Here is a 22956-nt window from a genome sequence, read left to right on the forward strand (position 1 = left end):
GGGTGGGCAACGTATCCGAGGAGGGTGAAGTCGGTTTGGTCATAAAATCGCAGAAAGGCAATGCTGATAACTAAAATCGTGAGGAGCGTGTTGGGAAGCAGGGCAAGCAGGTTAATCCAACGGCTCATGCCCTCTATTCTAAAGGCTGTCCCGATACTCAGCGAGTGGGGGAATCCCGTGAGCTAAAAGCGCCAGTCTAACTACGACTGCGCTGTAACTGACAGTGAGCTACAGGGCAGGGGACGCGATCGCCCACAATCAGGGTACGCCACTGTTCCGGCTTGAGGCGGGTTTGGGCCACCCGTTGTAAATCCGCTGCTGTTGTTGCTTTGACCGCTTGCTGATAGCGGAAGATAAAATCCTTGGGCAAATCGTAGTATTCGTAGCGCAGAAGACGATTGAGAATTTGCAGGCGATCGCGAAAATTAAAGACAAAGGAATTGAGAATGCTATCCTTGGCATAGGTGAGTTCCGCCGCACTCACAGGTTCCCGTTGCAATCGCTCAATTTCCTGCCGTAGGGTGTTGAGGAACTTCACCGTGGTTTCTGTTTGGGTTTGGCCGACGCCATAAAACACCCCTGGATAGTCAAATTCGGGACTCCAAGCGGCATAGACACTGTAGGCCAACCCTTGGCGCGATCGCAATTCATTAAAGAGGCGCCCGCCAAAGCCGTTGAGGATTCCGTTGAGAACATAGAGGGCAAACACGTCGGCATCCTTGAGCGTGCCCCCCAATTGGCCGGTGTAGATATAGCTTTGGGAAAGATGAGGACGTTCAATCACCACGGTGGTTGGCGAGGTGTCAACCGTCACGGGGGGGATAGGGGGCAGGGGAGGGAGATTGGGGGGATCTTGCCATGAGCCAAAAATTGCTTCAAGGCGATCGCCCATTTGCGAGGTGTCAAAATCGCCCACCAAGCCCAAAATACAGCGCGAGGGGGCAAGGTAAGTGCGGTAAAACTGCCGTACATCGGCGATAGTAATGTTGGCAAGAGTCTCTAACTCTTGGGTGCGGGCATAGGGACTGTCAGCCCCGTAGATTAACTTGTAAAATTCCCGTTCTGCCTGAGCACTGGGCTGATCGTTACGCCGTTGAATCATTCCCTGTCGTCGCCGAATCGCCAGTTCAAAGCGCTCTGGTTCTACGGCTGGGGCTTGGAGCATTTCTGCCAGTTGGCTCAGAACTGCTTCACTGTGTTCCTTTAAGCTGTTGAAGTTGATCTGTCCTAAACTTTTGCCGACACCCGATTCAATGGCTGCTGCTCGATCCTCTAACCATTGGTCAATCTCGGCAGCACGGTGAACTTGAGTGCCTCCTGTACGAATGAGATCGCCACTGATTTCCGCCAGACCGACCTGATGGGGGGGATCCCAACGGCTGCCGGCACGAAAAAGCAAGGTACCGCGCACCAACGGCCACTCATGATCCTCCAACAGATAGACCACCATGCCATTGCTAAGCTGAAAGCGCTCGTAGGCTGGCATCGCCACATCGGGTAAGGGCGCAAAAGTGAGTTCGGTGTAATGTTTGGGGGTCATGGGAGTGGCCTGAGTAGGCAGGACAAAAAAGAGCAGCAGAAGAACCAAAATTCCCAAGGCAAGCGATCGCCAAATACCCCGCCAAGACCTCATCCCTAGCAGCGATCGCCAAGCAAAAGAGTGAAAAATACCCATGTTGCCCGCTATTCTAGGTCTTGCCTTGAAAAGCTTAAAAGCATCCCTTGCAAGTGTAGCTCACCGAGGCCGGCAGCAAAAGAGCGATGGCAATCTTTCGGGCAGCAAGAACAGCTGGAAGACTCCTGTCCTAGTCTAGAATAGGAGTCAGGTTTCTGTTGGCGGTTTCCCTGTTGTCAAGCACCGAGTTCTCGGATTTGACTTAGTTTATTCAGCAGAATTTGATTCGTATTCAACTAGACAATTGACGTGAATCCCCCTGCGTGCCAAAAGTGGCGTCATCTTCTGGTGATTGAGGATCGTGCAGGTCGGCGCACAATCCGTTTAGAGGCTAATACTTACACTATTGGTCGTCACCCCAGCAACTCAATTGTCCTCAAATCACCCATGATTTCACGGCAGCATGCTGTTTTACTGCGGATCGTGGATCCCAATACCGGCAACTTTCTCTTTCGTCTTGTGGATGGGAATCTGGAGGGGAAGCCCAGTGTAAATGGCATTACGGTTAATGGCAAGCGTTGCCAGTCCTGCATTCTGAAGCACTGTGACGTGATTGTCTTTGGGGGAGAAGTGCGCGCCCGTTACCATGTGGTGGCGAATGTCTCCGATTCCACATTCACCCGTTACGCCCAAGCGGTGCAAATTGATGAGTTATCAGAGGAGGACAGCACAAGACTTGGCGTCAGTTGGGAGCCATCTGCCGACATTGCACAGCTAAGTGAAGAACAACTACTGCGACTTTCCTCCTTTCCTGAGCTGAGTCCCCATCCCATCCTTGAAATCACGACCGCCGGTCGCATTACCTACCTTAACCCCGCAGCCCTGCAGTGCTTTCCCGATTTAGAAACCCAGGGCTGTGCTCATCCTCTGTTTAGGGGCTGGTTTCACAGCGGAAGTTGGGCAAAAGCAGAGCAGCTAACTCTTGAGGAAGTCACAGTGGGCGATCGCACCTATGAAGTAACGATCCATCTGCTGCAGGGGAGTCAATTAATTCGCTGCTACATTACCGATATTACTGAGCGCAAACGTTCAGAACTTGCCCTGCGCATTAGTGAGGAACGCTATGCTCTTGCAGCCGAAGGCGCAAATGATGGGCTTTGGGATTGGCAGATTCGCGATCGCTCGATGTACTACTCGCCCCGTTGGGAACTGCTGATCGGAGAAACGCCGGGAACATTGCAACCCACCATCGAAGAATGGTGGCGGCGTGTCCACCCCGAGGATCTAGAGCGGTTGCGCCAGTGTATGAAGGAGCATCTCCTCGGTACCCATCCCCATTTTGAGTGTGAATTTCGGATTAAGCACGCCGATGGCAGTTACCGCTGGATGCGATCGCGGGGCAAGGCACTGCGCGATGAGAAGGGGCAGCCCTACCGCATGGCCGGTTCGATGACCGACGTTACACAGTACCACCTGATTCAGGAGCAGATTCTGCATGATGCGCTCCACGATGCCATGACGGGCTTGCCCAACCGCGTGCTCTTTATGGATCGTTTAACCCAAGCCATTACCCGCTGTGTGCGGCGTCCCAACTCCCTCTTTGCGGTGCTCTTTTTGGATGTGGATCGCTTTAAGGTGATCAACGATAGCTTGGGACATTTAGCCGGGGATCAGCTCCTCATTGGCATTGCCCGGCGACTCACTGCCTGTACCCGCGCGGAGGATACGGTTGCCCGCCTCGGTGGCGATGAATTTGCCATTCTCTTGGAAGAGCTAAGGAATCCCGCTCAAGCCATTGAAGTAGCAAAACGGATTTTAGCAACCTTGAGCCGTCCCTTCCTGTTGGCGGGACGTGAGGTCTTCACCAGTGCCAGTATTGGCATTGCCTTTCCCGGTGAGGACAGTAAAACGGCTGAGGACTTACTGCGCGATGCAGATACGGCCATGTACCGCGCCAAATCCCTGGGCAAGTCTCGCTATGAAGTGTTCAGTATGACAATGCGTGCCCAGAGCATCGCCTTGATGCAAATTGAAACCGATCTGCGACGGGCGGCAGAGCGCAAGGAATTTCTGGTTTACTATCAACCCATTGTGGATCTGTCAACGCGCAAGATTGTTGGCTTTGAAACCCTGCTGCGTTGGCAACATCCCGAACGGGGTGTCCTTTCTCCCGCCGAATTTATGAATGTGGCCGAGGAAACCGGTCTGATCCTCCCCATTAGTTGGTGGGTGATGGCGGAGGCGTGTCGACAGATGCAACGCTGGGCAAAGGTTTTTCCTCATAGCCGTGCTCTCAGCATCAGTGTCAACCTCAGTGGCCGTCATTTCCAGCAAGCAGATCTGTTACCCAATTTAAGAGCCATTTTGTCAGAAACAGAATTTCCCGCCGAACGATTGCGCCTTGAGGTGACAGAGGGAATCCTGATTGACAACAAGGAGGTAGCGATCGCTACCCTACAGGAAATCCGCGCCATGGGCATTGGCCTGTATATGGATGACTTTGGCACAGGCTACTCTTCCCTCAGCTATTTGCACCGTTTCCCCGTTGATACCCTAAAAATTGATCGCACGTTTATTTCTACTCTCAACAGGGAACAGCCTTCGGCTACAATTGTGCACACCATTCTCATGTTGGCTCACTCATTGCGTCTGAAGGTAGTGGCAGAAGGCATTGAAACCCGCGAACAGTACCAGATCCTCCAAGCCCTTGGCTGCAACTATGGCCAAGGGTATTTCTTTGCCCGCCCCCTTTCGGCTGAGCAGGTGACACAGTTATTTGCTAGCCAATCGTTACCACGCCTAATACGCCCCACGACCAAAGAGCACAATCCGCACCGTCTCCACTAGAATTTCTAAATCTAGATTGAAAGACCAATTATCAATATAGTAAAGGTCAAGGCGGGCAGCTTCATCAAAATTCCCAATTTCAGAGCGGCCAGAAATTTGCCACAGCCCTGTAATCCCCGGCATCACTTGATGGCGAATGTGGTGCCAAGAATGAAACCGGGCAACATCCCGCAGCGGTAAAGGACGCGGCCCCACTAAGCTCATGTCTCCCCAGAGGACGTTAAACAGTTGGGGCAGTTCATCAATGCTGGTTTTGCGCAGGAACCGACCAAGGGGTGTGCGGCGAGGATCATTTTTCACCTTGAAGAGAATGCCATCGGCGGATTCATTTTGTGCCTCCAACTGGGCTTGGAGTTGAGGGGCATCGGCACGCATGGTGCGGAATTTCCACATTTGAAAGACTTTGCCGTGAAGTCCCACCCGTTCTTGGCGAAAAAAGACAGGGCCGGGGGAGGTGAGTTTGATGGCGATCGCCACTCCGATAAAGAGGGGCGCCAGCACCACAATGCCAAAGAGTGCCAAAATCACGTCCAAATAGCGTTTTAGCCGATACTCCCAACCGTGGAGATAGGTCATATCTACCCGCAGTGTGGGCAAAGCAGCCACAATTTCGGGGGTGCCGCGTCGGTAGAGCATTTCCAAGCTGGAGGGAATGAGCCGCAGGGCAATTCCGTGCTGGCGCAGTTGCCAATACAGTCTCGAGGCGAGGTGATCCGGAGGCAGGCCTTCTACAATCACCTCTTGGGCTTGACAATTGAGAATCTCGGTCAAGGTTTCCGGTTCATTGGCCAGGGTGGGGATCGTCCTGCCGACAATCTTATAGTTAGAGCGTTGCTCTAGGAGTCTGCTGAGATACTCTTGCCGCTCCGGGGGCGCCACTACAAATGCACGAATCGGTCGCCGTAGGGTGAAAATTTTGAAGGCTAAGCTGACCGCCAAGCGCAAGATCACAGCAAAGACCACGCTGAGACCCCAAGCACTAAAAAACAGAGAGCGAGGCAGATCCACCTTAGGATCATAGAAGTAGCCAATGGCCAGCGCCAGCAAATAGCCCAAGCTCAACACCTTAGCGAGTTGCAAATAATTTTTCCAATGGCCGCGCGGGTGATACAGCCCACTCAGAGCAATCAAAAACAACAAACCCGCTGCAAAAAGCCAAAAGACACTGGGCAATCCCAGCCAGTACCATGCTGCCAAATCAGGGGGCAATGGCGCATAGAAGCGATTGAGTTGTAATCCCAATTTCCACGCCAGCACCAACCCCCCTAGGTCACTGATCAATAGCAGCAGAGCAAGAGCCGCTTCTGAGCGCCACCCCATCCCACGGCAACGGGGCGCCCGAATATCACGGGGAGACGTTTGAGATTGCATCATGGAGCAGCAAAGTCACTATCGCTTTTAGTATTCCGCAGAACATCAAGGGGCGATCACGGTGCAATATCTCTTTGCAGACCCTGAGCAATCCTCGACAATGGGGGATAGTAAACAACAATCCTCTCCAAACCACCTCCACATGTCCAGTGATTTAATTTATCCTTCAACCCTCCTCCTGACGAGCCTCTTGGCCATCGGCTTTGTGTTTTTCATTCGTGCCTCCACCAAAGAACGCATTGAAACCAAAGAGTGGCTCATTGCTCAGCCCATTTCTGAACTTGCCCCCCGCCTCAAGCAGTATTTTCAGCAGCGGGGCTACCGTCTGCATGCGGTCAATGCCGATGGCAGTGAAGTGACATTTCAGGGAAACGTTGCCGCCAGTCCCTTTTTGGCCGCCTTCCTTTTTGGCCTTGCCGTCTGCGGTGCCACGGCGATCGCCCTTGTGTTGACCGTCCTCTTACCGGATCGCGGTATCTTGGCCTTTGGTCTCCTTGGTTTGACCCCCCTTGCCCCTTGGTTCTATTGGCGAGGCGCCCAGCGGCTGGAAACCGTTAAGCTCTCCTTGCAGCCCCACGCAATCGGTACTCAAGTGACCTTAGAAGGACACCCCGATGAACTGATCACCTTCGAGGAAACAATGCTAGGCGTTCGCTAGGATGCACTCTCAGGTTAGGGCCGCTTGATTGCAGAAACCGTTAAGTTTGGTTCCCTAAAGACCAACGCTGCTTTTGAGGAAATCTGTGAGGGTGCATTCAAATAAATTTATGATCACCTGTTTTGGGATTACTGCGGCTTTTCACCGCGTCTAGAAGCAAATGATGCCCAACTTCGGCGGGGGACTTTGCTAGAATCAGTCAACAGATAGTTTTTCTGTGGTCAGCGGTAGGCTATCGCTCCTAGGTATCTTGCGAGGTCGGGCTTCTATGCACTTAAGTGAACTCACCCATCCCAACCAGTTGCATGGGTTGTCCATTGCCCAATTAACTCAAATTGCCGCCCAAATTCGCGACAAACATCTGGAAACAGTGGCGGCCACAGGCGGACACCTTGGGCCGGGTTTGGGGGTTGTCGAACTCACCCTCGCACTCTACCAAACCCTTGACTTAGACAAAGACCGCGTGGTTTGGGATGTGGGGCACCAAGCCTACCCCCACAAGATGTTGACGGGTCGCTACAACAACTTCCATACCCTGCGGCAAAAGGGGGGGATTGCCGGCTATCTCAACCGCCGCGAGAGTCCCTTTGATCACTTTGGTGCAGGTCATGCTTCCACGAGTATTTCAGCAGCTTTGGGAATGGCGATCGCCCGCGATCTCAAGGGCGAAAAATTCAAAGTCGTGGCCATTATTGGCGATGGCGCCCTCACCGGCGGGATGGCTTTAGAAGCCATTAATCATGCGGGACACTTACCCCACACCAACCTGATGGTGGTGCTCAACGACAATGAGATGTCCATTTCCCCGAATGTGGGCGCCATTCCTCGCTATTTGAATAAAATTCGCCTCTCGCCGCAGGTGCAATTTATTACCGATAACCTTGAAGAGCAGTTCAAACATATCCCCTTCTTGGGTGAAAACCTCACCCCGGAGATGCAGCGCCTCAAGGAGGGCATGAAACGCCTTGCGGTTCCCAAGGTGGGGGCTGTCTTTGAAGAATTGGGCTTTACCTACGTGGGTCCTGTGGATGGCCATAATTTGGAAGAACTGATTGCCACGTTCCAACATGCCCATACGATTCCGGGGCCTGTGCTGGTTCATGTGGCAACCATCAAGGGGAAAGGCTACGCGATCGCCGAGAAGGATCAGGTGGGCTACCACGCCCAGCCACCGTTTGATTTGGTGACGGGCAAGGCCAAACCCTCCAGCAAGCCCAAGCCCCCCAGCTACTCCAAAGTCTTTGGCGAAACCCTCACGAAGCTAGCAGAAAACGATCCGCGCATTGTCGGCATTACAGCAGCAATGGCCACGGGCACAGGGCTAGACATTCTCCAAAAACGGGTGCCAAGGCAATACATAGATGTGGGGATTGCCGAGCAGCACGCTGTAACCATGGCTGCGGGCATGGCCACCCAAGGCATCCGTCCTGTGGTGGCGATTTACTCCACCTTCTTGCAGCGCGCCTACGACCAAATTGTTCACGATGTCTGTATCCAAAATCTGCCGGTCTTTTTCTGTATGGATCGGGCGGGGATTGTCGGTGCCGATGGCCCTACCCATCAAGGGATGTACGACATTGCCTATTTGCGCTGCTTACCCAATATGGTGCTGATGGCACCCAAGGATGAAGCTGAATTGCAACGCATGATTGTCACGGGCATCAACTACACCGATGGCCCCATCGCCCTGCGCTATCCGCGCGGCAATGGCTATGGCGTTGCCCTGATGGAAGAAGGCTGGGAACCTCTTGAAATCGGCAAAGGGGAACTCCTGCGCGCCGGCGAAGATGTTCTTTTGGTGGCCTACGGCTCAATGGTCTATCCCGCAATGCAGGTGGCGGAAATCCTCAAGGAGCACGGCCTAAGCGCCGCAGTAATTAATGCTCGCTTTGCGAAGCCCCTAGACATTGACCTGATTCTGCCCTTGGCCAAGCAAATTGGCCGCGTGGTCACCTTGGAGGAGGGCTGCCTGATGGGGGGCTTTGGCTCAGCGGTTCTGGAGGCTCTTCAAGAGGCCGATATTCTCGTCCCCGTACTTCGTCTAGGGGTACCCGATGTCCTGGTGGAACACGCTACGCCCGAGGAGTCAAAAGCGGACTTGGGTCTAACGCCGCCACAAATGGCTAAAACCATTATGGAAAAGTTTGGGGTGGCGCAACCGACGGTGGTGACCGGCTCCTAGGGACGCGCTAGAACAATGACGGCATTTTGACCGCCAAAACCGTAACTACAGCAGAGAATGTGCTCTAAGCGAGCAGGGCGGCAGTGTTGGACAATGTCTAAGTCAAAGTCAGGAATCTCACAGCCCACACAGGGAGGAATCTGCTGTTCTCGCAAAGAGAGGCAGGAGAGGGCAATGGCGATCGCGCCAGCAGCACCGAGGGTATGCCCAAGGGCACCCTTGTGACTCGTGACGGGAACCCCCTGACCAAACAGGGCTTGAATCCAAGCCGCTTCCGCAGCATCATTGCGCACAGTTCCCGTGCCATGACTATGGATACAGTGGATTGCTTGCGGGGTTAGATTTGCCTGGGTCAAGGCCCGTTGAATTGCTAGGAGGGCACCCGTTTGATGGACACTGGGGGCAGCCATGTGCTCGGCATCTGCACTCAGACCCAGGCCAGCAATCCGGGCGTAGGGTTCGATGGCTCGCGATCGCGCCCCTGCCTCAGACTCTAGGACAACAATGGCGCCGCCGGCAGCCAAGCCAAATCCCTGCCGCTGGCGATCAAAGGGAGCGGCTCGTTCCTGAGCCAACACGCCCAACTGCCGAAATCCCGCCAAGGTGAGGGGGGAGACAGCAGATTCAACGCCGCCAGCCAACACCAGATCACACCTGCCCTGCTCAATCAATAGGACGCCTTGGGCGATCGCCCATATACCGGTGGCACAGGCGGCGGTAGGGTTGAGAACTATCCCTTGGCTACCGACAATGTGTGCTACCCGCTGTGAGACCGTGGCTGGCAAGGTTTGTAACCATGTGGCTCGCGGTAGGGAAGGCTGCCGCAACCAAGTTTCCCACTGGGCTTGGAAACTGCGGCTAGAGCCGACGACAACCCCCGCACTGGGGAGGGGAGCTGTCAATTTCGCATCCTTGAGCGCCTGAGTTGTCGTGGTTTCAAGAATTTTCTCAAGAGTTAACGTCGTTGCTCCCACCAGCCCTTCTGTCGTGGCAATAAGTGCCGTTTTGCCTTCACAGTAGCGTTGCCATGTGGCGATCGCCGTATCCCCCAGCGCCGTCCACAGCCCAATTCCAGTAATAACAACATTCACTGCACAATTGCTTCAAGATATGATTGACATAGTGAGGTGAGGACAGCGGGCTTGGAAGCGACAACGGAGTATTGTGTGGTTATTGTGACTACTGCCACGGAAGCTGAAGCACTTTCTTTAGCCAATCAACTGGTAGCCGAGTACCTAGCTGCCTGTGTACAGATTCTGCCTATCCAATCAATATACCGTTGGCAAGGGGCTATACATTGCGATCCAGAATGGCAATTACTCATTAAAACCCGGTTTGCTTTGTTTGACCAGGTGCGGGATCGCCTGCTGGCATTACACAGTTATGAAGTCCCAGAAATAATTGCCCTACCCCTCATTGCCGGTTCCTCTGCCTACTTGAATTGGGTAAAAGAACAAACCCAAGAACCATCTGGAGGTTAAGAATCTCCGCACCCAAAATCAAAAGTTTCTATTAAATTAACCATATTAACAACCTACCCTCTATCTTTGAGCATGGCATCCTTTCCCCCTGGGAGCTAAAGGGATTCAATCGCTTGCTGTCCTCCTCCTTGGCTGTGGCCTAGGAGGACGAGAATGCAAAGAACAAAGAAATAGGGTCACTGGTGTGTCGTATTCAGGTTGCTATTAACTGACCCTAAAAACAAGAGGTGGCGGTAGAGTGTTTAACCAAAGATTGTAGAGTGTTTAACCAAAGATTTTTTATTTCTTAAGCTGATAGTGAAACTCTTTTCTTCAACTGGCTGGAAGTGCCTAGACACCGTTTTATCTAAAACCTAAAATAGGGGAATGGTTTCTCTTGCTCGCAAAAATCTTTTAGAAGACTTTAGCCGCTTTCTCGTTGCTCAACTGGGCATTACGTTTGCGGTAAGTTTGGTTACGATTCAAACGGGACTCCTGGAGGGGTTTGGCCGCTCCGCCACTCTCTTGGTGAACAAAAGCCAAGCAGATTTCTGGATTGCCTCTCGCGAGCTACGTTACTTTGGCCTGACGTTGCCCATTGAGTATCAAGTAGTTCTCGATGCCCAAGCGGTTGAAGGGGTTGCGATCGCAGAACCGCTCCTGATGCAATCAGCCATGTGGCGGCGTTCAGAGACAGAGGCAATCGATCCGGTGCAGGTGGTTGGGATTGAGCCGGCGGGAACCCTGCTACCTTTGCCAACAGTTGCGGGGGCAGCGCTGACGGATCTAGAAAAACCCTACAGTGTCATCGTAGATCGCATTGACCTCAATGCCCTTTCCCTGACGGCTGTGGGCGAGCAAGGTCGAGCAAATAACTACCCGGCCACGGTCATTGGCTGGACGCACGGTCTGAAATCAATTGTCTCTAGTCCCTATGTTTTTACCTCGCTGGAAACTGCGAACCTTTATTTGAACTTCCCGCGGTTTGAGACCGGTGAGCCTGCACCCGAATTTCTGCCGCTGGTGTCCCCCAGTACCCGCATTACCTATGTCATGGTCAAAGCAAAGCCGGGGGAAGATTTGGCAAAGGTGCAGGAGCGATTGCGGGCGGCCTTCCCCAACTATCAAGTGCTCAGTAGGGCGGCCCTGAGTGACATGACCCGCCGTTATTGGTTGGCCAGTACCAGTGTGGGGTTCATTTTGGGATTGGGAGCAGGGGTAGGTGTGGTTGTAGGGGTAGTGATTGTCAGCCAGATTCTCTATTCCTCGGTGAGCGATCGCCTGCAGGAATACGGCACCCTCAAAGCGATGGGGGCCTCTGACTGGTACCTATATCGAATCATTATTGAGCAAGCTCTATGGATGGCTGTGCTGGGGTACATACCTGGCCTAGCCCTCTGCTGGGGATTGGGCCTGTGGACAATGCAGACCCGTGCAATTCAAATTATCCTTAGTCCTCAATTGGCCTTGGCTGTTTTTAGCGCCACCGTGGCCATGTGTGTCAGTGCTTCCCTATTAGCGGTTCAAAAAGTCATGCGTCTTGATCCTGCCCAAGTCTTTCGGGCTTAAGCCATACCCCGTCCTATATTTTCTGAGCGGGTGGGGGCACATCCGCAGCTCGACCGCTTGCGAGCACTAGCTATCGGCTTCTGTGTACAAGTAGGCGATCGCTATGACCTTTCCTTGGTTAGTTTGGCTTGAAACCTGTGAAAGTACCAACACATGGGCATTGCACCATGCCGAGCAACTCTACCTTGGTCAAGTCATCTACACTCAAGCACAAACGCGAGGACGGGGTCAGTACAACCGGGTCTGGCACTCTCCGAAAGGCGTGTTGACAGCCTCCTTTATCCTGCCGCAGGTGCAGGGGATGGTTGCCCCCAGTGTCCAGGCTGGGATAGCAGTGATGCGCGCCCTGAGTGGGCTGCGGCCAACGGTGGATCGCCATCTGCAACTAAAGTGGCCAAATGATGTCATGGCTGAGGGCAAGAAACTGGCGGGAATTCTCTGCGAAAGCCGTTCCCCTTGGTTTGTGGTGGGGGTGGGGCTGAACCGCTGTGTTGATGTGGCGGCCATGGGTATTCCCCAAGCCATTAGTCTCCATAGGCTGCTTGATCCTTGGGAGGCGGTACCTACGGACTTGGAACTCTTGGCGGCCATTCGGGCTGAACTCCTTTGGTGCTGGCAACAGCCACAGTGGGCAGGGGTGGCGGCGGAACGGGATTTCCTGCGGGGGCGATCGCTCACCCTGGTGCAAGGAGAAAAGAAATGGCAGGGAATTGGTGTGGGAATTGGCGATCGCGGAACATTGCAGGTGCGCCTCAGCAATGGGGAAGTGCGCGAATTTAGCAGTGGCCATGTGATCTACGACTCCTAAGAATTGATTGCAGAAGTGGGCCGACCGTCTGCGAAAATTGTCTTTAGTACGACAACCATCTGAGGTGCGCATGAAGGGTTGGCAGATTCATTGGCAACGGGCGATCGCCGCAGTTCTTTGCGTAGTTTTTCTTTGGGCGGTAGGGGAGAGAGTAGCGGCAAAATCCGGTGGCGCACTGGCAGAAGTGGCTCCTCCTGTAGCCATTGAAGACATGAAAGATTGGTTTGATCGCTATGAACCTCGGCTGAAAATTCTCAGCCCTGAAACCAACCAAACCCTCCAAAGCCGCAACGTCGCCGTTCACCTCAGTCTCCAAGGATTGCCCATCTTTCAAGATCAGCGCACTGGGCTCGGTCCCCATGTGGAAGTGGTGCTTGACGATCTGCCTAGCCGCAGTGTCTATGATCTGAGCAAGCCTATTGAATTTAGTGATCTTGAGCCGGGGACACATCTCCTGCGGGCCTTTGTGGTGTATCCCTGGGGTGAAAGCTGGAAAAATCCCCTTGCCTATGCCCAAACCACTTTTCATCTTTACACCGCCGACGAGGACACGCGAGCTGCCAATCTTCCCCTGCTCACCTACAACCAACCCACCGGCACCTATGGCGCTGAACCCGTGCTCCTAGATTTTTACCTCAGCAACCTGCCTTTAGATCGACAACTCAACAACGAGAAAGTTTGGCAGGTGCGCTGCACCATCAATGGCCAATCTTTCACAGTGGATCGCTGGCAAGCCTACTATCTCACAGGCCTGCAGCCGGGGGACAACTGGGTGCGCCTCGAACTCTTGGATGGGAATGGTCAGCGTATTCCCTCCCCCTACAACCCCATTACCCACCTTGTCACCTATCAACCCAATGGCAAGGATGTCCTCTCGCGACTACTGCGGGGAGAACTGGCGGCGAAAAATCTCCAAAGCAGCCTCAGTCCAGATCTCCCCGGCAACTTGCCTGCCGAACCTACCCCAGAGCCAGCGCCTAGCGTTGAGGAACCTGCTCCCCCTTCCCAAGTGCCCCTTGCCCAGGAACCTGCACCAACATCAGCTGTAGAGGAAGTACCACCCCCCCTTGAACCCGCACAGGAAACACCCGCTGGCCTCGAACCAACGCCAGAACCCCCAGTGACAGTTACCGAGGAAACAGCCCCTGCTTCAGAGCCAACGCCAGCGCCGACGGTGAAAGCTGCCGAAGAGACGCCCGCTGTGCTGGAACCGGCCCCAGAGACCACCCCTAAGGCTTCTGAGACACCCCCTTCGGCACCTGCACCGCAAAAACCCTTCTGGCAGCGTCTAAATCCCTTCAAGAAAGCAAAAAGCCCAGCGCGTTCTGTCCTCATCAGCCCGCAAGTCCCCTCCAAACCCTCTCCTTCTGCAGATAACCCCACTCCAGCGATCGCCAAACCAGAAACGGCTCCCCCTCCAAAGGATTTGCCACAATTAGAAGAGCCAACGACTCCTCAGGAGTAAAACCATGCAAGGAACCTCCTTCGCCACCGTTCGCCTTCAACCTTCCTTTGCTGTTCCTCTAGGTGTGCTGCTGTTGGGTCTGCCCCTGTGGTGGTTGCGGTGGTGGCTGGGCTTACCTATTTCTCTCTTTGCCCTATTTTTAGCTGTGCAGGCGGCAACGCTGCGCTTAGAATTTACAGCAACAGCACTAGAGATCTATCGCGGTGGCCAACAGATTCGCCACTTTCCCTATCAGCAATGGCAACACTGGGAGGTTTTTTGGCCAGTCTTTCCCATCCTCTTCTACTTTCGGGAAGTGAAGAATATCCACTTTTTGCCGATTCTGTTTGACGCCAAAACTTTAGTACAATGCCTGCAAGAACGCTGCCCACGCACAGCCTTTATTTCCCCCGTTCGCAATGACAGATGACCCTACGGTAACCGATCTCTCTGAACCCACGCCAGAGGAAATCACTGCCCTCAAAGCCCAGCGCGATGCGCTCAAAGCGGAAATTCAAGCCCTCGATGCGGAGTTTCATCGTCTTGTCCACGATCGCCTCAAGTCCCTGGAAGAGCGGCAACAAAGTTTGCAGCTGACGATTGAACAATTGGAACGGCGCAAGGAACGCATTGAGCAGGAGCTACGGCGCAACTTTGTGGGTGCCTCCCAGGAACTGGCGATTCGGGTGCAGGGGTTCAAGGAATTTTTAGTCAAGAGCATGCAGGAGTTGGCTGCCACCATCGAGGAAATGGAATTACTGCCCCCAGCCCCCCCTGTGGTGGAAACTGCCCCTGCTCCGGCAGAAACAGCGGCCACGCCGCCCAAGTTAGTTCTTGATGAGGGATTTCAGGAAGAAGCGGATCGCATTCGCCGCTTGCTGGAGCAGTATCGCAGCAGCCCCAACTACTATGGCCCCCCCTGGCAGTTGCGACGCACGTTTGAGCAAATTCATGCTGAGCGTGTCGAGAGCTGGTTTTTTGATCTGGGGGGACGGGGTGCCCTGCGATCGCTCCCCAGTCGGTTGCAAAATATTCTTGTTGCCTCGGCTATTATTTCAATCTTGCGGGATTTCTACGGTGATCTCTTGCGGGTCTTGGTCTTAGCCGACTCCCCTGAGCGACTAGGGGATTGGCGACGGGGCTTGCAGGATTGCTTGGGGATTAGTCGTCAAGATTTTGGCCCTGATCAGGGGGTGGCACTTTTTGAATCGGCGGAGGCTTTGGCCTTTCGTGCCGATCGCCTTGAGCAGGAGGACTACATCCCCCTAATTCTCATTGATGATTCCCAACCCCAAGTTAGCCTTTCGCTCCTGCAATATCCCTTGCTCTTGGGTTTTGCCCCTGAACCCCAGTTGCGTCCTAGCCGTAGCTCTGATTTCTTTGAGTAGTTTCAGTCACCCTTGGAGGCTCCCGTGACCACTGCACTGATCCTTGGACTGCTGGCGCTTATGAGCTACCTGCTCGGCTCGATTCCTACGGGCTATCTCCTGGCGAAAGCGCTGCGGGGCATTGATATTCGTGAGTATGGCTCCGGCTCAACCGGTGCCACCAATGTGCTGCGGGTAGTGGGCAAAGGGCCTGGACTGGTCACCTTCTTGGTGGATGTCGGCAAAGGACTAGGAGCTGTTCTCTTGGCGCGTTGGGTCTTGGGACAATCTTGGAGTACAGTACCCGCCAGTTGGTTTGAATTTGTGCTGCTGGCGATCGCCTTTATGGCAGTGCTAGCTCACAGCAAACCCATTTGGTTGGGTTGGCGCGGCGGTAAATCCGTTGCCACCAGTTTAGGGGTACTCCTTGCCCTCAACGCCCCCACAGCCTTAGCCGCTTTTGCCGTGTTTCTAGTGGTCTTGGCGGCCAGCCGCATTGTCTCCCTGAGTTCTATCACTGCCACTTTATCCTTGCCCTTCTGGTTTTGGCTCTTTACGCAGTCTTGGCCTTTTGTTGGCTTTAGTGTCGTTGCCGGTGCCTTTGTGATTTGGCGACACCAGAGTAATATTCAGCGCCTCCTTGCAGGGACAGAGCCACGGTTGGGAGCTTCGGAAGGGTAGCTCTTTTCCAAGGCAGCTTTATGGACAAGCTCGGCGTTCCTCAATGCTCCCCCTATTTTAGAAAACGGTTGTATTTGTACCTTTGGAACAGCTCTGAGGTTGCTACCATGAGTGGATACCGGTTTTGGTGGGGAAATCTGTGATGGACACACTGCGGGGGCGTGATTTGCTCAGCATTGCTGACCTCTCACGGGCAGAGGCAGAGTATCTGCTGGATTTGGCTGCCCAGATGAAAATCGGTAAAGTAGCCCCCCGGTGTCCCAAAGTGTTGGGGCTGCTGTTTCACAAGGCTTCGACCCGCACCCGTGTCAGCTTTACGGTGGCGATGTACCAATTGGGCGGCCAAGTCATTGATCTGAATCCCCAATCCACACAGGTGGGGCGCGGTGAACCCTTGCCCGATACAGCACGGGTGTTGGATCGCTATTTGGATGCTGTAGCAATTCGCACCTACGGTCAAGTGGAGCTGCAACTGTTTGCGGACTATGCGCGGATACCCGTGATTAATGCCCTCACCGATCGCGAGCATCCCTGTCAGATTTTGGCGGATTTGCTGACGCTGCGGGAATCCTTTGGCACATTGGCAGGACTGACCCTCTGCTATATTGGCGATGGCAACAATGTGGCACATTCGCTACTCCTGGGCTGTGCCCTCCTGGGGGTAAACATTCGGGTGGCCTCGCCGCCACAGTTTGCGCCTTTGCCTGATATTGTGGCGCAAGCCCAAGCATTGAGTGGCGGTAAGAGTGAAGTAACTGTTCTCACGGATCCGCAGGCAGCCGCGAAGGGTGCCCATGCTCTTTACACGGATGTTTGGGCCAGTATGGGACAGGAGGCAGAAGCGGGCGATCGCCAGCCCATTTTTCGACCCTACCAAATTAACGATCAGCTTTTGGCGCTTGCGGATCCCCGGGCGATCGTTCTCCACTGCCTGCCGGCTCACCGCGGGGAGGAAATTACCGCCGGTGTCCTTGAAGGGCCGCAATCCCGTGTTTGGGAGCAGGCGGAAAACCGTCTCCATGCCCAGAAGGCACTGCTTGCCAGTCTCTTGGGATAGGACAATGCTGCGCCACCGCTGGCCGAAACTCAGCCTCTCAGATCGGTTGTTGCTGGTGGGAGCCGTGATTTGTGGAGCTTTTCTGTTGCTGGCGGTTCTTGCTCCCCTAGGTCAAGCCCTCGGCTGGATTGCCGATCCCCAAGAATTTCTGGATTTTCCGATTCATGCGCCGCCTTCACCGCAGCACTGGTTTGGTACCAATCGCTTGGGCTATGATGTGTTTTCACGCACGATCTTTGGTGCCCAAGCGGCTTTGCAGGTGGTTTTGGCGGCAACGTTGCTCAGCTTGGGGGTAGGGGTACCCTTGGGACTGCTAAGTGGCTATCGTGGCGGGTGGCTGGATCGCGGGCTACTCTTTCTTATGGATACGATCTACACGTTGCCGGGGCTACTCTTGGCTGTCACCGTGGCTTTTGTGGTGGGCAAGGGAGTTCTGAATGCGGCGATCGCCCTCAGTGTGGCCTATATTCCCCAGTACTATCGGGTTGTCCGCAACCATACGGTGAGTTTGAAAAATGAGGTCTTTATCGAAGCTGCCCGTGCTCTCGGTGCCTCTACGCCGCGGATTCTGTGGCGGTATCTTTTGGTAAACGTTCTCCCCAGTATCCCCGTGCTCTTGACACTCAATGCCGCCGACGCCATCTTGACCCTGGCCGGCCTGGGGTTCTTGGGCTTAGGGTTGCCGCCCCAAGTGCCGGAATGGGGACAAGATCTGCGACAAGCCCTAGATGGGCTGTCAGTGGGCATTTGGTGGACGACGTTCTTTCCGGGACTGGCTATGACACTGCTTGTGGTGGGTCTATCGCTCCTTGGCGAAGGCTTAGGAGAGCGCCTTGATCCGAGCCGGTTCAGTTAACCAATAATGCCCACTCATGCTGAATCATATCTTGGTAACCGGTCCGAGTCGCAGTGGCAAGAGTGAATGGGCCGAGTTCCTTGCTGCCCAAAGTCAACAACCGGTGATTTATATTGCCACGGCGATCGCCCCCCCAGAGGATCCTGAATGGCTACAGCGCATTGAACAACACCGGATTCGCCGCCCCGCTGAGTGGGAATTGTCGGAGTGCCCCCTTGAGCTGGCTGCCCTCCTGCGTGACCTGCCGCCTCATCATTGCGCCCTTGTGGATTCCTTGGGAACCTGGGTGGCCAATTGCCTAGAGCAATCCCACGATCAATGGCAGGCGACCGTTGCGGAATTCTTGGCAAGTGTGCAAGCGTGTAAGGCTCAACTCATTGTTGTCGCCGAAGAGGTGGGCTGGGGGGTAGTGCCGGCCTATGCCAGTGGTCGTTGTTTTCGCGATCGCCTCGGTGAACTGTGCCAGCACCTGAGTCCGTTGATGGCGCAAGTGTATCTTGTCGCTGCTGGTTTTGCGCTGCCCCTCCACCAATGGGGTATCTGTCTCAAACGTCTGAGGGCTGCTAATTAATTCCCAAGACCGCTAAGGCGAACTCTGCTCTCTTCAAGAGAATTCCACTGAAGTCGTTGATTGCAGCGAGGTGATGCCCAGGTTTCTCCTGCCGATGCCGCGGTTATGGGTTTAGAGCCGCTCGACAAATTTTGCAAGCCGCGTCAGGCCTCTTTCAATAGTGGCTAAATCCGTGGCGTAGGAAAGGCGAATGTGATCATCCATGCCAAAGGCTTTGCCGGGAACTGTGGCCACTTTTTCCTCCTCCAGCAGGCGATCGCAAAACTCTACGGAACTTAACCCCGTTTCGCTAATATCCACAAACAGATAAAAGGCGCCTTGGGGTTTGAGACAGCGCAACCGCGGCATCTCACAAATGCGTTTGTACATGAAGGCACGGCGATCGCGGAAAGCGGCCACCATCTCGGCCACACAGGCTTGACTTCCTTGCAAAGCCGCAAGCGCACCATACTGAGCAAACGTACATACATTTGAGGTACTGTGGCTTTGAATTTTTGTGGTTACCTTAATAAACTCCGCCGGCCCTGCAATGTAGCCCACGCGCCAGCCTGTCATCGCATAGGCCTTGGCAAAGCCACTACACACAATGGTGCGCTCAAAAGCGGCCTCACTCACTGCCCCAATGCTTAGATGCTTGGCGTCGTCATAGAGAATCTTCTCGTAAATTTCATCGGAAACCACCCACAGTTGATGCCGCACAATCACGGCCGCCAGCTCACGAATCTCCTCGGGTGTATAGACCATGCCCGTGGGGTTGCTGGGGGAGTTGAGAACAAAGAGCCGCGTTTTCGGGGTAATGGCTGCTTCCAGTTGCGCCGGCGTAATCCGATAGCCCGTTTCAGCAGTTGTCTTCACAATTACCGGCGTACCACCGGCAAGATGCACCATTTCCGGATAGCTCACCCAGTAGGGGGCAGGAATAATCACCTCATCGCCGGGGTTGATCAGGGCCAGCATCAGGTTAAAGAGAGCCTGCTTGCCGCCATTGGTGACGAGAATATTTTCAGCTCGATAGGGTAGGTGGTTGTCGTTATTCAGCTTGGTGGCGATCGCCTGTCGCAAGGCTGGTTCCCCAGCTGCAGGACCATAGCGAGTTTTGCCTTGATCGAGGGCAGTTTTTGCAGCCTCACGGATATGGGCAGGGGTGTCAAAGTCGGGTTCGCCGGCACTGAAGCTACAGACATCTTCTCCACTCCCGCGCATTGCCTTGGCTTTGGCATCAATCGCCAACGTTACCGACGGCGTGACCCGCATCACCCGCGTTGCCCAGTCCATCCTTTGTCTCCTGCACTACTTTCCGTATTGTGGCACTTTGGCAGGAGATCGGCGACTTGCAAACATCTACCTCGTGCCAATTAGATCACTAAGGATGAGACAAGTGCCCTAGCCTGTTGTGAGGCTTGGAGTGGTCGGTATTGGCATTGAGTTTAGCAGTTTGGGATACCCCCAGGGGAATTCGAATCCCCGTCGCCTCCGTGAAAGGGAGGTGTCCTAGGCCTCTAGACGATGGGGGCAAGGCTCAGCATTAGTTAATGTAGCGAATGGACTAAGCCTTTGTCAACACCCTGGGAAACTTTTGCATGGAACTCCCTCTTAGGAAGAAAATAAGGAAAAATTCCTGAGGGACTTGCTGTGGAACTTGCTGGCCTGCGTTCCTTCTCCATTGTGATGCCCGCCTACAATGTGATCACCCAGCGGGGAGAAACCGTCTTTCGGGAAACTCTTGAAAGCATTGCCGCCAGTTGCCACTATCTACAGCAGCACTTTCCCTACGCTACCGCGGGGGAATTGATCCTTGTCAGTGATGGCTCAACGGATGCCACCTGTGATGTGGCGGTTAAGCGATGGCCAAATACGGTGCCCCTGCAGGTAGTGGGCTGGCCCATCAACATTGGCATTGCCGCCGCGCGGAATATGGGAGTTCGCTTGGCCAAAGGAGAGGTGATTTTTTTCTGTGATGCCGATGATCTGTACCGCCCTGAGCACCTGTTTTTAGCCCTATCGGTGTTGAATCAACCTCTACCGGAACCCTATGCCCCAGCTTATTTTGGTGCCGTGCGCACGGGAGTCTATTGTCGCGATCGCCTGCATCCCTACTGGCACAAAACCCTAGAGCACACCTTGGTTCTCAATTTGGGGGTGCGCCGCGAAGTCCATGAGTTTATTGGCGGCTTTCCTGAAGATGAGGTCTTCCGCCGGTTTCGTTATGGGGCTGAGGATGTGGCCTATGCCCATTGGTTGCACCAGTTTTGTTACACCGCCCGCCTTGAGCAGCAAACAGTGGAGTACCGCCGCTTCCCCAACAGTTTCTTTGATCGCCAGCTCAAGAAATTCCAAGCCGCTCCGGGCACGGTAGCCGACGACCTGGATGCGAGCGATCGCCAGCAGGAAGCCCAAATTCAGCAGATCATGGCCACACGACTTCAGGAATTGCAGGCCAAGGCGGCTCAACTAGTAGCCTAGGCTTTTTTGTGGCGCTGAACAATCGTCGCAGCCAGTTTTTCCGGTACTTCCTGCAGGTGATCAAATTGCCAATGGAAGCCACCGCTGCCCATGGTTAGGGAGCGCAACTCCACCGCGAAGTCATGCATTTCCGCTTGGGGTAAATAAGCCTCAATCTGGTCCCAGCCGGGCCAACCCTCCTTACTGCTGTAGCCCAAGACCTGACCGCGTCGCCCCGTCAAGGCCTGCATCACCTTAGCCGTAAAGGCTTGGGGCATCCACACTTGCACCGCCATGATGGGTTCTAGGAGTTGCGGCTCACACCAGGGAATTCCTGCCTGCATGGCAAGGCGAGCCGCTTGGCGAAAGGCCAGCTCAGAACTATCCACAGCGTGGTAGGAGCCATTGGTAAGGGTCACCGCCACATCTACGATTGGAAATCCCAACGGCCCTTGGTTGAGAAAGTCCCGCACCCCCTGCTCGACACCGGGGATATATTGCTTGGGAACAACGCCGCCGACAATAGTTTCCCTAAATTGGAAGCCGCTGCCGCGTTCTAGGGGAGCAATATCAAGGTACACATCGCCAAATTGGCCATGCCCCCCCGTTTGATGCTTATAGCGACCATGGCTGTTTTTTATCCCACGGCGAATGGTTTCCCTGTAGGGGACTGGGGGTAAATGGGTTTGCATCGGTAGGTGATACTTGCGGCGCAGGCGATCGAGGGCAATCTGCAAGTGAATGTCACCCTGTCCCCAGAGAATAATCTCATGGGTATCGCCATGCTGTTCCCAGTGCAGCCCCGGATCTTCCTCCAGCAGTTTTTGCAACGCGCTGGTAAGCTTTACCTCATCACTGCGTTTACTGGGGGCAATAGCCAAGGCATAGACGGGTTCCAGTTGCGGCGCACAGGGCAGAGGTGCCGCCTGACCACTGACACTGAGGGTCTCACCTGTACGAATACCCTCTAGCCGCGCCAAAAGAACAATGTCACCTGCTGTTGCCTGCCCCAGCGATGCTAGCTGTGTGCCCTGGGCACGGTAGATGCCCCCCACGCGCACCCCATTCAGGCTCATCCCATCGGTCAACGTGCCCTGCCATACCCGCACGAGGGAGAGCTTGCCGCCCCCTTGGGGGAGATAGAAGGTCTTTAGCACTTGGGCAAGCGGCTCCTCGCCCTTGATCTGGCGATGGGCAGCAGTTTCTGTGGCATTGGGTGCTTCGCGATCAAGAGCTGCCAATAGAGGACGCACACCGTAGTCCGTTTGCGCACTGCCAAAGAAGACGGGCACAATTAAATCCGCTCCCAACTCCCAGCGCAGATCTGCCATGATTTCACTTTCCGGGGGCGCAATATCCTCAAGGAGTTCCTCTAGGAGATGATCGTCATAGTTGGCCAGAGCCTCCAGTAGCTCCGCCCGTGCGGCCTGTTCGAGGGCTTGCAATTCAGAAGGAAAGGGGACTAACTCTGCCGCTGCCCCCGCATGGTAGTGATAGGCCTGCTCCGTCACCAAGTCAATGTAGCCCAAAAGATCATCCCCCTGCCAAATGGGGTACTGATGGGGGACAAGGGGACGGCTGGAAACTTGGCGATAGGCGGCGAGGATTTCCATATAGGGGTCGTGGGCACGCTCCATCTTGTTAATAAAGAGGAGGTGGGGAATTTGCCAGTCGTCGAGGAATTTGAACAGGGGGGTTAGGGTAAAGGCGCGATCGCTGAGGGGTTCACAGACCACGATCGCCATATCCACACCGACTAGGGCATTGAGGGTTTCTTGGAGCAACTCCACTGAGCCAGGACAGTCGAGAAGGACTAGATCCAAGTCCCCATACTGGGTATGAACCACATTCAGCTCTACCCCCATCCGGCGATCGCGCGCCTCAGGACTGGTATCCAGAAGACTACTGGCCTTGCCATTGGTGGCGTGGGTAAGGCGCAAAATGCTTTCTGCGAGGGTTGTTTTGCCACTGTTGTAGCTGCCCACCAGGGCAATGTTGCATCGTCTCGCCATCGGACACCTCCCTTTT

The 22956-nt window shown here is 54.5% G+C and carries 19 protein-coding genes and 1 tRNA gene; 14 read left to right on the forward strand and 6 right to left on the reverse strand.

The annotated features are described in order from the left end of the window. Positions 1–196: 196 nt before the first annotated feature. Positions 197–1675, reverse strand: a complete 1479-nt coding sequence (locus tag Q0683_RS06485) for a pitrilysin family protein (protein WP_298976882.1) — start codon at positions 1673–1675, stop codon at positions 197–199. 288 nt (positions 1676–1963) lie between these two features. Between Q0683_RS06485 and Q0683_RS06490 the strand changes: the two genes are divergently transcribed. Then, entirely contained in the window at positions 1964–4462 is a 2499-nt protein-coding gene (locus Q0683_RS06490) for an EAL domain-containing protein (RefSeq protein ID WP_298976884.1), read from the forward strand. On the opposite strand, the gene Q0683_RS06495 is transcribed toward Q0683_RS06490, so the two are convergent. Further along, positions 4415–5833, reverse strand: a complete 1419-nt coding sequence (locus Q0683_RS06495) for a sugar transferase (protein WP_366142732.1) — start codon at positions 5831–5833, stop codon at positions 4415–4417. The two genes, Q0683_RS06490 and Q0683_RS06495, sit on opposite strands and share 48 nt — an antisense overlap. A 61-nt stretch (positions 5834–5894) precedes the next feature. On the opposite strand from Q0683_RS06495, the gene Q0683_RS06500 reads away from it, so the two are divergent. Together Q0683_RS06500 and dxs are read left to right on the forward strand one after the other, a co-directional pair. Then, positions 5895–6491 carry a cofactor assembly of complex C subunit B gene (locus Q0683_RS06500; RefSeq protein ID WP_298976888.1) on the forward strand — a complete coding sequence of 199 codons (597 nt, stop codon included), beginning with the start codon at positions 5895–5897 and terminating at the stop codon, positions 6489–6491. A 268-nt stretch (positions 6492–6759) separates the two neighbouring features. Further along, on the forward strand, positions 6760–8673 hold the full coding sequence (gene dxs, locus Q0683_RS06505; RefSeq protein ID WP_298614450.1) for a 1-deoxy-D-xylulose-5-phosphate synthase: 1914 nt from the start codon (positions 6760–6762) through the stop codon (positions 8671–8673). On the opposite strand, the gene Q0683_RS06510 is transcribed toward dxs, so the two are convergent. After that, a complete protein-coding gene (locus Q0683_RS06510; RefSeq protein WP_298614448.1) occupies positions 8670–9764 on the reverse strand; it encodes a beta-ketoacyl-ACP synthase in 1095 nt (364 codons plus the stop codon). The genes dxs and Q0683_RS06510 overlap by 4 nt on opposite strands. Before the next feature lie 75 nt (positions 9765–9839). Here Q0683_RS06510 and cutA point away from each other — a divergent pair, with 75 nt between their 5' ends. The 10 genes from cutA (at position 9840) to cobU (ending at position 18486) form a co-directional block, all read left to right on the forward strand. Next, positions 9840–10154, forward strand: coding sequence for a divalent-cation tolerance protein CutA (gene cutA, locus Q0683_RS06515; RefSeq protein ID WP_298976891.1), 315 nt, complete (start codon positions 9840–9842; stop codon positions 10152–10154). Positions 10155–10520: 366 nt separating this feature from the next. Next, positions 10521–11702: an FtsX-like permease family protein gene (locus tag Q0683_RS06520; RefSeq protein WP_298617189.1), complete on the forward strand. Its 1182-nt coding sequence runs from the start codon at positions 10521–10523 to the stop codon at positions 11700–11702. Between the two features lie 103 nt (positions 11703–11805). Further along, on the forward strand, positions 11806–12510 hold the full coding sequence (locus Q0683_RS06525; RefSeq protein WP_298614442.1) for a biotin--[acetyl-CoA-carboxylase] ligase: 705 nt from the start codon (positions 11806–11808) through the stop codon (positions 12508–12510). Between the two features lie 70 nt (positions 12511–12580). Then, positions 12581–13975, forward strand: coding sequence for a hypothetical protein (locus tag Q0683_RS06530; protein ID WP_298614440.1), 1395 nt, complete (start codon positions 12581–12583; stop codon positions 13973–13975). Between the two features lie 4 nt (positions 13976–13979). Beyond that, complete coding sequence (locus tag Q0683_RS06535) at positions 13980–14384, forward strand: DUF3119 family protein (protein WP_298614438.1); 405 nt, start codon at positions 13980–13982, stop codon at positions 14382–14384. Next, positions 14374–15342 (forward strand): DUF3086 domain-containing protein, encoded by a 969-nt coding sequence (locus Q0683_RS06540; protein WP_298614436.1) that lies wholly within the window; start codon positions 14374–14376, stop codon positions 15340–15342. The genes Q0683_RS06535 and Q0683_RS06540 overlap by 11 nt, the downstream gene beginning before the upstream one ends. A 24-nt stretch (positions 15343–15366) precedes the next feature. Then, positions 15367–16002, forward strand: coding sequence for a glycerol-3-phosphate 1-O-acyltransferase PlsY (gene plsY / locus Q0683_RS06545; RefSeq protein ID WP_298614434.1), 636 nt, complete (start codon positions 15367–15369; stop codon positions 16000–16002). Positions 16003–16144: 142 nt separating this feature from the next. Further along, the gene (argF, locus tag Q0683_RS06550) at positions 16145–17059 is read left to right on the forward strand and encodes an ornithine carbamoyltransferase (protein ID WP_298976914.1); all 915 of its coding nucleotides are present in this window, start codon (positions 16145–16147) and stop codon (positions 17057–17059) included. Between the two features lie 4 nt (positions 17060–17063). Further along, on the forward strand, positions 17064–17915 hold the full coding sequence (locus Q0683_RS06555) for an ABC transporter permease (RefSeq protein WP_298976895.1): 852 nt from the start codon (positions 17064–17066) through the stop codon (positions 17913–17915). Between the two features lie 16 nt (positions 17916–17931). Continuing rightward, positions 17932–18486, forward strand: a complete 555-nt coding sequence (cobU, locus tag Q0683_RS06560; protein WP_298976897.1) for a bifunctional adenosylcobinamide kinase/adenosylcobinamide-phosphate guanylyltransferase — start codon at positions 17932–17934, stop codon at positions 18484–18486. Between the two features lie 111 nt (positions 18487–18597). Here the strand turns inward: cobU and Q0683_RS06565 are convergent, their stop codons facing one another. Both Q0683_RS06565 and Q0683_RS06570 read right to left on the reverse strand, forming a co-directional pair. After that, on the reverse strand, positions 18598–19761 hold the full coding sequence (locus Q0683_RS06565) for a pyridoxal phosphate-dependent aminotransferase (protein ID WP_298976899.1): 1164 nt from the start codon (positions 19759–19761) through the stop codon (positions 18598–18600). A gap of 166 nt (positions 19762–19927) precedes the next feature. After that, positions 19928–20000, reverse strand: a tRNA-Glu gene (locus tag Q0683_RS06570). A gap of 118 nt (positions 20001–20118) precedes the next feature. Between Q0683_RS06570 and Q0683_RS06575 the strand changes: the two genes are divergently transcribed. Beyond that, positions 20119–20949, forward strand: a complete 831-nt coding sequence (locus Q0683_RS06575; RefSeq protein ID WP_298614426.1) for a glycosyltransferase family A protein — start codon at positions 20119–20121, stop codon at positions 20947–20949. Here Q0683_RS06575 and Q0683_RS06580 read toward each other — a convergent pair. Then, the gene (locus Q0683_RS06580) at positions 20946–22940 is read right to left on the reverse strand and encodes an elongation factor G (RefSeq protein ID WP_298976901.1); all 1995 of its coding nucleotides are present in this window, start codon (positions 22938–22940) and stop codon (positions 20946–20948) included. The two genes, Q0683_RS06575 and Q0683_RS06580, sit on opposite strands and share 4 nt — an antisense overlap. Between the last annotated feature and the right edge of the window lie 16 nt (positions 22941–22956).

It is taken from the genome of uncultured Thermosynechococcus sp., from assembly GCF_938074695.1.
In the GTDB taxonomy this organism is placed as follows: Bacteria; Cyanobacteriota; Cyanobacteriia; order Thermosynechococcales; family Thermosynechococcaceae; genus Thermosynechococcus.